Genomic DNA, 11856 nt, shown 5'->3' with positions numbered 1-11856 from the left:
GGGGGACAAGAGGGACAAGGGGACAAGGGGGACAAGGTGGACAAGGGAGGCAAGGAAGCAATCTTTCTCTTTCTACTTTGTCTACCCTCTCTACCTTGTCTACCCCCACTCCCAACTCCCAACTCCCAACTCCCCACTCCCAACTCCCCACTCCCCACGTCATCAGTTCTACTATTAAAAAAGTGCCTCTTGAATACTAACTACCGCTACCCATGCCTTTATCGCGCATAGTAACGCTAATTGTTGGTCTAATTGTCATTTTGGCAATGAGCCTATGGCTGATAGATTCCCTATCGCGCCTTTATTGGCAATTGTCTTATTCACCATTACTCGGAAATTTGTTGCTGTTGCTGCTGGTTGTCTTGATTGGTGGATTAGTGGCGGCGTTTGTGTATTACGTTTTGGTGCTTCAGGCTGGAGAAAAAAAGTTCTCGCCAAAAACGTAGGCGGGTGACACCAGCCCAAATCCCGGCGGCAAAATCTGATGCGGCTTCCTCCACACTCCAAGCTGTGCGCCAACAAGTGTCGCAAATACAAGATGAAGTCGCCCGACAAGCTTTATTAAGCCGATCGCGGGAAATTGAAGCTAATTTAGCACGGGGTGAAATTCAAGTTGTGGTGTTCGGTACGGGGAGTGCAGGTAAAACTTCCCTGGTGAATGCGATTATGGGGCGAATGGTAGGTGAAGTCAATGCACCAATGGGGACTACCACAGTCGGCGAAACTTATTGTCTGCGGTTAAAGGGATTAGAACGCAAAATTTTAATTACCGACACACCAGGAATTTTAGAAGCAGGAGTCGCCGGTACAGAGAGGGAACAGTTAGCGAGAGAATTGGCAACAGCCGCAGATTTATTGTTGTTTGTGGTAGATAATGACCTGCGTCGCTCAGAATATGAACCATTGCGGGGTTTAGCAGAAATTGGCAAGCGATCGCTGTTAATTCTGAATAAAACCGACCTTTACACAGATGAAAATCAAGAAGTGATTTTGGCACGGTTACGCGAACGAGTCCGGGGCTTTATTTCCGCTCACGATGTGGTGGCGATCGCGGCTAACCCCCAATCGGCAGAATTAGAAACAGGAGAACTTTATCAACCAGAACCAGATATTGTCCCACTGCTACGGCGGATGGCTGCTGTACTGCGAGCTGAGGGCGAGGATTTAGTGGCGGATAACATTTTGCTGCAATCTTTACGCCTGGGCGAAGAAGCACGTAAACTCATTGATGCCCAGCGTCGTCGTCAGGCCGATAAAATTGTTGAGCGATTTCAATGGATTGGAGCTGGTGTCGTTTCCGTCACACCCTTACCAGTTGTAGATTTATTGGCGACAGCCGCCGTCAACGCCCAAATGGTTGTAGAAATTGGCAGAGTCTACGGCTGTGAGTTGAACATGGAACGCGGGCGGGAGTTAGCTTTATCTTTAGCAAAAACTATTGCCAGTTTAGGGATAGTTAAAGGCGCGATTCAATTAGTCTCGACAGCTTTGCAACTGAATGTTGCCACATTTATTATTGGCCGAGCCATTCAAGGCGTAACAGCCGCATATTTAACGCGGATTGCCGGCAAAAGTTTTATTGAGTATTTTCGCCATGATCAAGATTGGGGCGACGGCGGAATGACCGAGGTAGTGCAGCGACAGTTTCAAATTAACCGCCGCGATGAGTTTATTAAAGCTTTTATTCAAGAAGCGATCGCCAGAGTTGTCAAACCTTTACAAGACAAAGTAGAAGCCCTTGATCAAGATGAAGAAAGTCAGTAGTGCTGAGTGCTGAGTGGGGGTAGACAAGGTAGAGGGGGTAAAAAAGGTAGAAAGATTGCTTCCTTGTCTCCCTTGTCCACCTTGTCCCCCTTATCTCCCCCAGCCCCTTCAAACAAATACTTGCTTTTTCCGTCAGTAACATATATATTGCTACCCATCTTTTGCCGCTAAATTTTTGTCACCTCTACGTAACCATGCGGTTTCAATATCTTTATCATGTCTAGCCAAAGCATAATTCAAAGTATATATACTGATGGCGCTTGTACTGGGAATCCTGGCCCTGGAGGTTGGGGTGTTGTAGTTTATTTCAACGATGGCTCAGTTCATGAAATGGGTGATGCAGCCTCCCATACAACAAATAATAAAATGGAGATGCAAGCTGCGATCGCCGCCTTAAAATATTTCCATACCTCAAAGCAATCCCAACCCATCACCCTTTATACCGATAGCGAATATCTCATCAACTGTGTTACCAAATGGGTGAAAAACTGGAAAAGAAAAGGTTGGAAAAAAGCCGATGGTAATCCCGTACAAAATCAAGACCTGTTGGAAATTTTAGATGAATTAAATACCCGTCAAATTACTTGGCAGCATGTTCGTGGTCATGCTGGTAACGTCGGTAACGAACGCTGTGATGCGATCGCCCGGAGTTTTGCTGCTGGTAAAGTCCCTGCACTCAAAGAATTATCTTCTACCAATGCTTACAAAACTTTACCTATTTCTCATGAACTAAATGTAGCGGAAGTTTCTCAAGATAAGGCAAACTCGACAATAATTAACAAAGAAAAATCGGAACCCATTACATCTGCATCAGAAATAACAGCTATGGAACCATCCACCGCACAGAATGCGGCCGCAATTGACACAACAACGCCTGGAATCAGGGTCGAACAACTCCGCAACTTAGTTGAAACTCTCCGCATCGCTGATGAAATTGCTGAAAAAGGCTATCTAATTACTAGTTCTGAATTAGCAGACTTAATGGATGTCCACGCCAGCGCCGTCACTAGTCGAGGAGATCAATGGCGCTGGCGGAACTGGATTGTATCAAGAGTCCGCCGAGAAGGTAATCAAATTCTTTGGGAACTTGAACGTGGCGATCGCGTGGGAGGTGAGGAGGAATAAGGCAAGGGTGCAGGGGTGCAGGGGGCTAGGGGGACAAGGGAGATAAGGATGATAAGGGGGACAAGGGAGTAATGTTTCTAGCTTGTCTACCCCCACTCAGCACTCAGCACTCTACTCAACCTTGTCTACCCCCTCAACCTTGTCTACTTTGTCTAATCCAACTCAGCACTCAGCACTCCCTAATCACCATACTTTCTCCCTCGCCATTCTTTAGGCGTGCGGGATGCAGATAAGAAGATGCGTAAGACGGCAATGGGATCAGCTAAAGGAGATAGCCAGAATAGCCAGCCACCTTTAGCGGTTGTACGATCATAAGAAGGTGCGATCGCCAGTAACATAGCAAAGCGTATCAACAACAGAAATCCATTCAACCCCAGCAATAAAATCTGCGGCAGCGAGACAGCCGTGGGCATAACAATCAAGTAAGTCAGTATAATTAGCAAGGGCAGACCCTGGACTGCTGAAAGTAGCCATAAATCTCCCCAAATTTGCCCAGAATTTGATGCGTCTTTCAAATCAAGGCTGCGTCCCCATTCCTTCCAAGTTTCCAGCGCCCCCTCATACATCCGCACCTTCAGCACCTTTGCACCATCTAAAAAGCCTACTTTATATCCTTGTGCTGCAATATACCGTGCTAAAGTAACATCATCACAAAAAGAACTACTAGCACTGCTATAACCACCCACAGCCGCTAACACCGAACGACGGCATAAAAAGCATTGTCCATTAGCCATTACCCTTTCTGGTTGTTCAGTTCTAATTCCTGCTGGGTCGAAGCGATACAGCAATGTCATCAATAAAGCTGGTTGTAATAAACACTCGCCAGGATACTGAAGGATGAATTGGGGTGATAAAGACACCAAATCATAGCCTTGGGTGACTGCGATTTTGACTAACCCCGCCACTAAACCTGGATGTGGTTGAGTATCCGCATCCATCCCCAAAAACCACTCACTATCCTCAGAACTATGCAAAAAGCCGTTATGTAAAGCCCAAGGACGACCCACCCAATTAGCAGGTAAGGGATCATCTGTCATTACGCGAAAGCGGGGATCTCTCTGCTGTGCGGCTTTGACTAAATCAGGAGTTCCATCTTGGGAATTACTGTCTACAACAATAATCTCTCGCACTTCATAACTTTGCTGACTCAAACCAGATAATAAAGGGCTGATGCGGCCAGCTTCGTTTAATGTAGGAATAACAACGCTGACATTACCAAAAATTTCTGGTGTGGGCTGTTGGGGTTGAATTGGCGGTAATCTTCCCGGCCCCTTCAAGAGACGCGACAGCAAAATTGCCGTTGCTGGTAGTTGAATAAGTAGCAATATAAGCGGTATAACGCTTTCTACTATCAAAGCGTTGTCCATAAATCTGTATTAGCTCTACTCAGGCTCATCTGTAATTTAAAACAAGGTAAAGTATAAATTTTATCAATTCACAAAGTGAGAGAATTGTAAAATTTAGTTAAAATAATACACTTTTTTTCTTGCTCTTAACCTTCCGTTTACCTATACATCTCTCTTTTAGGATTATCGTAGAGGCGCTAACCTGGAAAGTTACTGAAAATTAACACCGATGCGCTCACGACTCAATGCAATAAAAAATAACCGATTAGCCTCTTCAACAGCAGTGTTATTACTGACATTAAGTCTAGCTGCTTGTGGCGGACAGCAAGGCTCTGACAGTTCTGCTACCAAGGATGCACCCACTGGCACTGCTCAAGATGCTACAGCTTCCAGCCCAGCTAAATTGGATCTTGGTGGTAACGTTGCATTAACAGGTGCAGGAGCTTCTTTCCCAGCTCCACTGTATACAAGTTGGTTCACTGAGTTAAACAAAAAATACCCCAACTTACAAGTTAACTATCAGTCTGTAGGTAGCGGTGCTGGGGTTGAGCAATTTATCAAAGGTACTGTTGACTTTGGTGCCAGTGATGTGGCAATGAAAGATGACGAAATTAAGAAAGTGCCTCAAGATAAAGGCGTAATTTTGTTACCAATGACAGCTGGGAGCATTGTTCTCGCTTACAACTTGCCAGATGTGGCTGAACTCAAATTACCACGGGCAGTTTACACCGATATCTTATTAGGCAAAATCAAAAACTGGAACGACCCCAAGATTAAAGCAGCTAACCCAGACGCTAAATTGCCTGAGCAAGCAATTACAGTTGTACATCGCTCTGATGGTAGTGGTACTACAGGCGTATTTACTCAACACCTCAGCACCATCAGTCCGGAATGGAAAAGTAAAGTTGGTGATGGCAAAACCGTTAACTGGCCAGTCGGCGTTGGCGGTAAAGGTAATGAAGGTGTAACTGCCCAAATTCAACAAACTCAAGGCTCTATTGGTTACGTTGAGTATGGTTATGCAAAACAAAATCAACTCAAATATGCTGCTTTAGAAAACAAAGGTGGCAAATTTGTTGTACCTACAGACGAATCAGCAGCAAAAACTTTAGAATCAGTCACTCTACCTGAAAACTTGCGTGCATTTATCACTGACCCAGAAGGTGCAGATTCTTATCCTATCGTTACCTACTCTTGGATTTTGGCTTACAAGAAATATGCTGATCCTGCTAAAGCGAAAGCAGTCGAAGCGATGATTGAGTATGGTTTAACCGAAGGTCAGAAATTAGCTCCAGAATTAGGTTATGTGCCTCTGCCACAAAACGTTGTACAAAAAGTAGCAACCGCAGCTGACCAAATTAGCCCAGACTACAAAATTGCCGTTACTGGTAGCAGTAATAGTGCTAGTAAATAGTGTTCAAAAATCACTAATACTAGTGAGGCATTGATCGTTAAAAATTGCTTGGATTAATACCAGAATCAAAAGTCTTTTTTATTAAGAATGACTTGTTGATGCCTCAAGTTTTCAAAGTCATTTTACTCAGCTGGTTTGCTCTCACATTTTTCTCTGATTTCATCTATCAAGTCAGTATTCATGGCTACAAACTCTCAAAATTTGCCATCAGCAGTTAAAGAGCGTTCTGAACTCGGTAGGTCTTTAGACCGAGGTTTTATTTTACTGACTAGGGTTTTTGCCCTAGCAGTTGCCGCAACTTTATTATGGATTGCTATACAGGTTGCCATTGGTGCTTGGCCAGCTATTCAAAAATTTGGTATTGGCTTTTTAGCACAAAGTACTTGGAACCCAGTGAATGATGAGTATGGGGTATTACCTCAAGTTTATGGAACTATAGTTAGTTCTTTGATTGGGTTACTAATTGCAGTACCCATTGGCGTTGGGACTGCGGTTTTGTTGAGTGAAAATTTTCTGCCCTCCCAAGCTAAAGTTGTGCTGGTGTTCTTGGTAGAACTGCTGGCAGCAATTCCTAGCGTTGTTTATGGAGTATGGGGAATTTTCGTCTTAATCCCGATTTTAAACAATGTGGGTAAATGGTTGAATGCTTACTTTGGTTGGATACCACTGTTTAGTACTTCTCCTACAGGGCCAGGGATGTTTCCAGCAGGGATCATCTTGGCAATTATGACTTTGCCAATTATCACGGCGATTTCTAGAGATGCTTTGATTTCTGTACCACCCAGTTTACGCCAAGCATCAATCGGTTTAGGTGCAACACGCTGGGAAACAATTTTTCAAGTTTTGATCCCTGCGGCTTTTTCGGGAATTGTCAGTGCTGTGATGTTAGCACTCGGTCGGGCAATGGGAGAGACGATGGCGGTGACGATGTTGATTGGTAACTCCAACAAAATTAGTGCATCGCTATTTGCACCAGCCAATACAATTTCTTCTTTGTTAGCCAATCAGTTTGCAGAAGCTAGTGGTTTGCAGGTTGCAGCTTTAATGTATGCTGCTTTAGTTTTATTTGTCTTAACTTTGATTGTCAATATTTTGGCAGAGTTTATCGTTATTCGAGTCAAGCGAGTGTAGATTTTTTTTATGACTTCTCATTATCAAGAAAGAAGTTTAACTCGTAGTTCTATGTCTCCTCGGACACTGTTTAATACAGTGATGACTGGGGTGGCAATTCTCTGCGGATTTTTGGCACTCGTGCCTTTAGTAGCAGTTCTTTCTTACGTTTTAATTCGAGGATTTAGTAGTCTCAACTTTAGCATATTTACAGAATTGCCACCTGCGCCCCTTCGTCCAGGTGGTGGTTTTGGGAATGCGATTGTGGGAACTTTGCTGATGGTGGGAATTGCAGCTTTAATCAGTATTCCTTTTGGTGTGATAGCTGCTATCTATCTAACTGAGTTTAGTTCTGGTAAAATAGCTAGGTGGGTACGTTTTGCTACGAACGTCTTGAGTGGAGTACCTTCGATTATTGCTGGGGTATTCGCTTATGGAATTGTAGTGTTAACACTAGTAAGGCTGAATTTAGGCTCATATTCGGCAATTGGCGGAGGATTTGCATTGGCAATTTTGATGTTGCCAATCATTGTGAAAACAACTGATGAAGCTTTACAGTTAGTATCGCAGGATTTACGACAAGCATCTGTAGGTTTAGGTGCAACTAACTTTCAAACTGTTACACAGGTTGTACTGCCTGCTGCATTACCAGCTATTGTAACTGGATCAACGTTAGCGATCGCCAGAGCTGCTGGTGAAACTGCTCCTTTGATATTCACAGCTTTATTTTCTACTTTCTGGCCAAATAGCTTGTTTCAACCTACAGCTTCTTTAGCTGTTTTGGTTTTTAACTTTGCCATTTCTCCGTTTAAAAATTGGCAGTCCTTAGCTTGGGCAGCATCTTTAATATTGGTGTTAATGGTTTTAATCACCAGTATTATTGCTCGCTGGGCAACTCGCCAAAAAGCCTAGCCACTTATACATCAAATATACAGCAATTTGCATTGCCATCCCAAAACTTACACTAGACCTTTTATGGCTACTAACATTAGCACAGCAAATAGCACAGATACCGTATTACGCACAGAAAATCTGAACGTTTATTACGGCAAGTACTTAGCATTACAGAACATTTGGCTAGATATCCCCAGAAATAAGGTAACAGCCTTTATTGGCCCTTCTGGCTGTGGTAAAAGTACATTGCTCAGATGCTATAACCGTCTCAACGACTTAATTGATTCATTTAGAGCCGAAGGTAAGGTTTTTTATTACGGTAAAAACTTATACGCACCTGATATTGACCCGGTAGAAGTGCGTCGCCGCATCGGGATGGTGTTTCAAAGACCAAATCCATTCCCCAAATCAATTTATGACAATATTACTTTTGGTGCCAAAATTAATGGTTACAAAGGTAATATGGATGAGCTAGTCGAACGGAGTTTGCGACAAGCAGCTTTGTGGGATGAAGTTAAAGATAAACTCCGTCAAAGTGGCTTATCTTTGTCTGGTGGACAACAACAAAGATTGTGTATCGCCAGAGCGATCGCAGTTCAACCAGAAATCATCTTAATGGATGAACCTTGCTCGGCGCTTGATCCTATCTCTACATTGCGGGTTGAAGAGCTAATTCATGAACTGAAAGAGCAATATACAATTGTGATCGTTACCCACAATATGCAGCAAGCAGCGCGGGTTTCTGATAAAACAGCCTTTTTCAATGTGCGTCCTACAGAATCAGGCGGTCGTATCGGTTATCTCGTAGAGTATGACGCAACAGAAGTAATTTTCAATAATCCTCAGCAAGAAGATACCCGCGATTACGTCAGCGGTAGATTTGGTTAATTATTGTCACTCAATTTAATATTTTCCAAATTGATAATTAGGTATGCAGTGCATATCTAATTTTATTTTTTTTATGGCGGGTTCTACCATTTCACGAAAAATCTGATACAGATGTAAACCATAAAATTCTTGCTACATCTAAGTTTTTTAATTGCGTTAGCGAAGCGGTAGCGAGCCTGCGATAGCGAAGCGTTAGCGAGGAACGAGCGTCGCGTCATTGTGAATAGTGAATTGGTATTACAGGGATAGGATGAAAAGCCGTTTGCGGTATCAGTTTTATCATCTGTTGATATTATAAACTGTGTTTAGTAGGCTATTACATACTTTTAATAAAGTATCTCAAATGTGGCGATCGCGTTTTTGATTCCCAGTAGGGTTGCCATAAATTTTGATTCTGATTCAACAGGAAAGTTGATATATGCTGCTTTGGGGTGATTAACACTCAAAGTTTTTAGATAATGCGGAAAAACCTGCCAAAATGGCAACATAACCCCAATTAACTGCGCTAAATTTATGAAAGATAAACGACTTCAAGGGTTTTGTTATCAGGGTCTACCTAGCAAATGAACCACCAATTTTACTGTTGATTATTATATATACTTAATAGCAAATTATAGATAATTAATTTGCAAAATCTACATTGATCAATCAGGCTTCACATTTGCTGCAACCAGGATTCAAAATGTATAGACATTGCCATTTTCGCACAACTTAGCCCCCTAAATAAAAAGGCAATATTTGTACATCATCCTGGACGCTACAGCAGCAAATGTTGAGTGGGAGAATGAGGCGATTGGTATGCCTCCTCCCACTCTTTTTTTTATGGGAGTATGTAGGGGCGGGTTCAGTCAATCAATCTGTGGATATAGCAGTCCTAGTTGATATGTGAACAACAAAGACAAAAAGACAAGGTAGACAGGGTAGACAAGGGAGAGAGATGTTGATAAATCATTTAGGATTGCTATAGACGAAATTCTTCATTAACCTGCCCATACAGGAGTGGGGATATGCTAACAAGAACTTCAAACCATCTCCCTTGCACCCTGCACCCTGCCCCCTTGCGGCCTCAATGTGCTTTCTTAAATGTTCAACAACTTGCCTCTGCCTATAGTCGCTGCCAAGTTAGTTCTTTGGTAGTTTCATCCCAATGCCAGCGTAATAAATTAGCAGGTTGCCCTGGAGAAATTACAGGTAGATTCATGGCTTTTCTGGGGGCATTAGTAGCTAAAGCGATCGCTCTTTCTAGATCACAGATTCCCCATTTCAATAAATTCTGTACTCCCACGAATAACGGCAAAGTCGTGCCTGTCAATGTTCCATCTAGTAACCGGGCTGTACCGTTTTTCACTTCAATGTGGCGGCTGTCCCAAGGATATATCCCATCAGGTAGCCCCAGAGGTGCTAGGGCATCACTGACTAAGAATAGTTCTTGAGTCGCCCGCAAGAGAATTTTTAGCATTGTCGGCGCGACATGTTGCCCATCGGCAATCAAACCACACATAACATTGGGATTGGTAATTGCTGCCCCTAATAATCCCGGTTCGCGGTGATGTAAAGGTGGCATAGCGTTAAAGGCATGAGTTACCATCGTTGCACCCAAATCAAAGGCTTGTTGGGCTTGGTCGGCAGTTGCCTGAGAATGTCCTAAACTGACGGTGATATCCAAAGAACGCAAATATGCTATGACTTCACCACCGGGATCTAATTCTGGTGCTAAGGTAATAATTTTGACAATAGAGGCATAATTGCCTAATACCCGTTTGACTTCCTCAATTGTCAGGGGTAAGAGATATTCGGCTGGATGTGCGCCACGCTTACCATAATTCAAAAATGGCCCTTCTAAATGTACACCGAGAATTTTCGCCCCCGTTGTGGAACGAGCAGCAAAATCAGCAATAATGGCCAGCGATCGCTGAATATTTTCGATGGAAGTGGTGACTAAGGTTGGTAAATAAGCATCCACACCAGCATCCCACAAATATTGCGAAATTTTCGGCAACATTGCCGCGTTATCTGGTGTTAATTCGGTAAACGCCAAGCCTAGCGCCCCATTAATCTGTAAATCAACACCGCCTAATGAAATCCAATCACCAGCTACATCCCATGTTTGTAAATCCGGTGGTGGAATTCGTTTGAATACCGTACCCATTGGCAAGATTTGTTCAATCACACCTTCGTGATTCACTAAGAGCATCTGTAAATCTTGATAACCAGGTACACGCGCATTGATAATATCTACATTTGAAGCGATGGGTTTGTGTGTTGCTTGGGTCATCACCTTGGACTGAAAGTAGCTAAGTCTAAGTCTGACACGATTGTAAATCTCGCAATCAGCCTTTAATCGAAAATCCCAAATCAAAAATCAAAAATTCTATGTCTCCCCTTGTCGGTATTATCATGGGCAGCGACTCTGATTTGCCCACTATGAAAGATGCGATCGCAGTTTGCACAGAGTTTGGTCTAGAAACGGAAGTGGCTATAGTTTCTGCCCACCGTACCCCAGAACGTATGGTGCAGTATGCCCAAACCGCCCATGAAAGGGGTCTTAAGGTGATTATCGCCGGTGCTGGTGGCGCAGCGCATCTCCCTGGTATGGTAGCTTCTCTTACAGCTTTGCCAGTAATTGGCGTACCTGTGGCTACCCGCAATTTGCAAGGCGTTGATTCTTTATATTCTATTGTCCAAATGCCAGCCGGTATCCCCGTGGCCACAGTTGCCATTGGGAATGCGAAGAATGCTGGGCTGTTAGCTGTGCAGATTTTAGCTACTCACCAACCAGAATTATTTGCCAAAGTACAGCAATACCGCCAATCTCTCTGTGAATTGGTGATGAACAAGCAAGCAAAATTAGCACAGCTAGGTTATGAACAATATCTCAAAGAAGAACTTTAACCGCAGGTCAAAAGAGGCAGGGGAGTAGGAAGCAAGGGGGATAGTCTGAGACGGATCTTGTACTCTATCCCAAATGAACGCCCTAGCAGTTTACTAACCCAATATTTCTGTGTAGACCTAGCTCTTGTGCAGGGTGCAGGAGGAATTGGGAAATATTCTCCCCCTTACTCCCCGCTCCCTGCTCCTTGTCCTCTTCGGTGATGATTGTCACTCCACTGAGTAAGTAACAATCAATTAATTTTTTTTATAAAAATTTAATATTATTCGAGGATTTTCTTTATCGAAGAGGATAAATCCAATCCCTGTAAAGGATGTGGTTTTTACTTTCATTTCTTTTAGCGTAGTAAAAAACACAAGCTTGGAGAAACAGTATCTAAATATACAGAATTGCAATTTTGATAAATAGAAAATCAATCAAATTTA

At 43.1% G+C, this 11856-nt stretch carries 8 protein-coding genes and 1 pseudogene; 7 read left to right on the top strand and 2 right to left on the bottom strand.

Features of this window, described 5'->3' with window-relative positions:
• Positions 1 to 212 precede the first annotated feature (212 nt).
• Together ACX27_RS16490 and rnhA are read left to right on the top strand one after the other, a co-directional pair.
• Positions 213 to 1764, top strand: a pseudogene (locus ACX27_RS16490) (YcjF family protein).
• A gap of 216 nt (positions 1765 to 1980) precedes the next feature.
• On the top strand, positions 1981 to 2889 hold the full coding sequence (gene rnhA / locus ACX27_RS16485) for a ribonuclease HI (RefSeq protein ID WP_062294434.1): 909 nt from the start codon (positions 1981 to 1983) through the stop codon (positions 2887 to 2889).
• Between the two features lie 179 nt (positions 2890 to 3068).
• Here rnhA and cruG read toward each other — a convergent pair whose 3' ends face one another.
• Complete coding sequence (gene cruG, locus ACX27_RS16480) at positions 3069 to 4256, bottom strand: 2'-O-glycosyltransferase CruG (protein ID WP_062294433.1); 1188 nt, start codon at positions 4254 to 4256, stop codon at positions 3069 to 3071.
• A 208-nt stretch (positions 4257 to 4464) separates the two neighbouring features.
• On the opposite strand from cruG, the gene pstS reads away from it, so the two are divergent.
• From pstS to pstB, 4 genes are all read left to right on the top strand, one after another.
• Positions 4465 to 5649: a phosphate ABC transporter substrate-binding protein PstS gene (pstS, locus tag ACX27_RS16475; protein WP_062294430.1), complete on the top strand. Its 1185-nt coding sequence runs from the start codon at positions 4465 to 4467 to the stop codon at positions 5647 to 5649.
• A 180-nt stretch (positions 5650 to 5829) separates the two neighbouring features.
• Complete coding sequence (gene pstC, locus ACX27_RS16470; RefSeq protein WP_062294428.1) at positions 5830 to 6780, top strand: phosphate ABC transporter permease subunit PstC; 951 nt, start codon at positions 5830 to 5832, stop codon at positions 6778 to 6780.
• Between the two features lie 9 nt (positions 6781 to 6789).
• Positions 6790 to 7671 (top strand): phosphate ABC transporter permease PstA, encoded by an 882-nt coding sequence (gene pstA / locus ACX27_RS16465; protein WP_062294427.1) that lies wholly within the window; start codon positions 6790 to 6792, stop codon positions 7669 to 7671.
• 63 nt (positions 7672 to 7734) lie between these two features.
• The gene (pstB, locus tag ACX27_RS16460) at positions 7735 to 8541 is read left to right on the top strand and encodes a phosphate ABC transporter ATP-binding protein PstB (protein ID WP_062294424.1); all 807 of its coding nucleotides are present in this window, start codon (positions 7735 to 7737) and stop codon (positions 8539 to 8541) included.
• 1105 nt (positions 8542 to 9646) lie between these two features.
• On the opposite strand, the gene nagA is transcribed toward pstB, so the two are convergent.
• Positions 9647 to 10816: an N-acetylglucosamine-6-phosphate deacetylase gene (nagA, locus tag ACX27_RS16455; protein ID WP_062294422.1), complete on the bottom strand. Its 1170-nt coding sequence runs from the start codon at positions 10814 to 10816 to the stop codon at positions 9647 to 9649.
• A 98-nt stretch (positions 10817 to 10914) separates the two neighbouring features.
• On the opposite strand from nagA, the gene purE reads away from it, so the two are divergent.
• Complete coding sequence (purE, locus tag ACX27_RS16450; protein ID WP_062294421.1) at positions 10915 to 11433, top strand: 5-(carboxyamino)imidazole ribonucleotide mutase; 519 nt, start codon at positions 10915 to 10917, stop codon at positions 11431 to 11433.
• Positions 11434 to 11856: the final 423 nt, after the last annotated feature.

Source organism: Nostoc piscinale CENA21 (genome assembly GCF_001298445.1).
Lineage (GTDB): Bacteria > Cyanobacteriota > Cyanobacteriia > Cyanobacteriales > Nostocaceae > Nostoc_B > Nostoc_B piscinale_A.
This window is presented reverse-complemented; position numbering and strand designations above follow the sequence as displayed.

Bases quoted from the DNA above. Each gene is read 5' to 3' on its own strand.
- pstB (WP_062294424.1), top strand. From the start codon at position 7,735: ATGGCTACTAACATTAGCACAGCAAATAGCACAGATACCGTATTACGC.
- nagA (WP_062294422.1), bottom strand. From the start codon at position 10,816: ATGACCCAAGCAACACACAAACCCATCGCTTCAAATGTAGATATTATC.
- purE (WP_062294421.1), top strand. From the start codon at position 10,915: ATGTCTCCCCTTGTCGGTATTATCATGGGCAGCGACTCTGATTTGCCC.
- pstA (WP_062294427.1), top strand. From the start codon at position 6,790: ATGACTTCTCATTATCAAGAAAGAAGTTTAACTCGTAGTTCTATGTCT.
- pstC (WP_062294428.1), top strand. From the start codon at position 5,830: ATGGCTACAAACTCTCAAAATTTGCCATCAGCAGTTAAAGAGCGTTCT.
- pstS (WP_062294430.1), top strand. From the start codon at position 4,465: ATGCGCTCACGACTCAATGCAATAAAAAATAACCGATTAGCCTCTTCA.
- rnhA (WP_062294434.1), top strand. From the start codon at position 1,981: ATGTCTAGCCAAAGCATAATTCAAAGTATATATACTGATGGCGCTTGT.
- cruG (WP_062294433.1), bottom strand. From the start codon at position 4,256: ATGGACAACGCTTTGATAGTAGAAAGCGTTATACCGCTTATATTGCTA.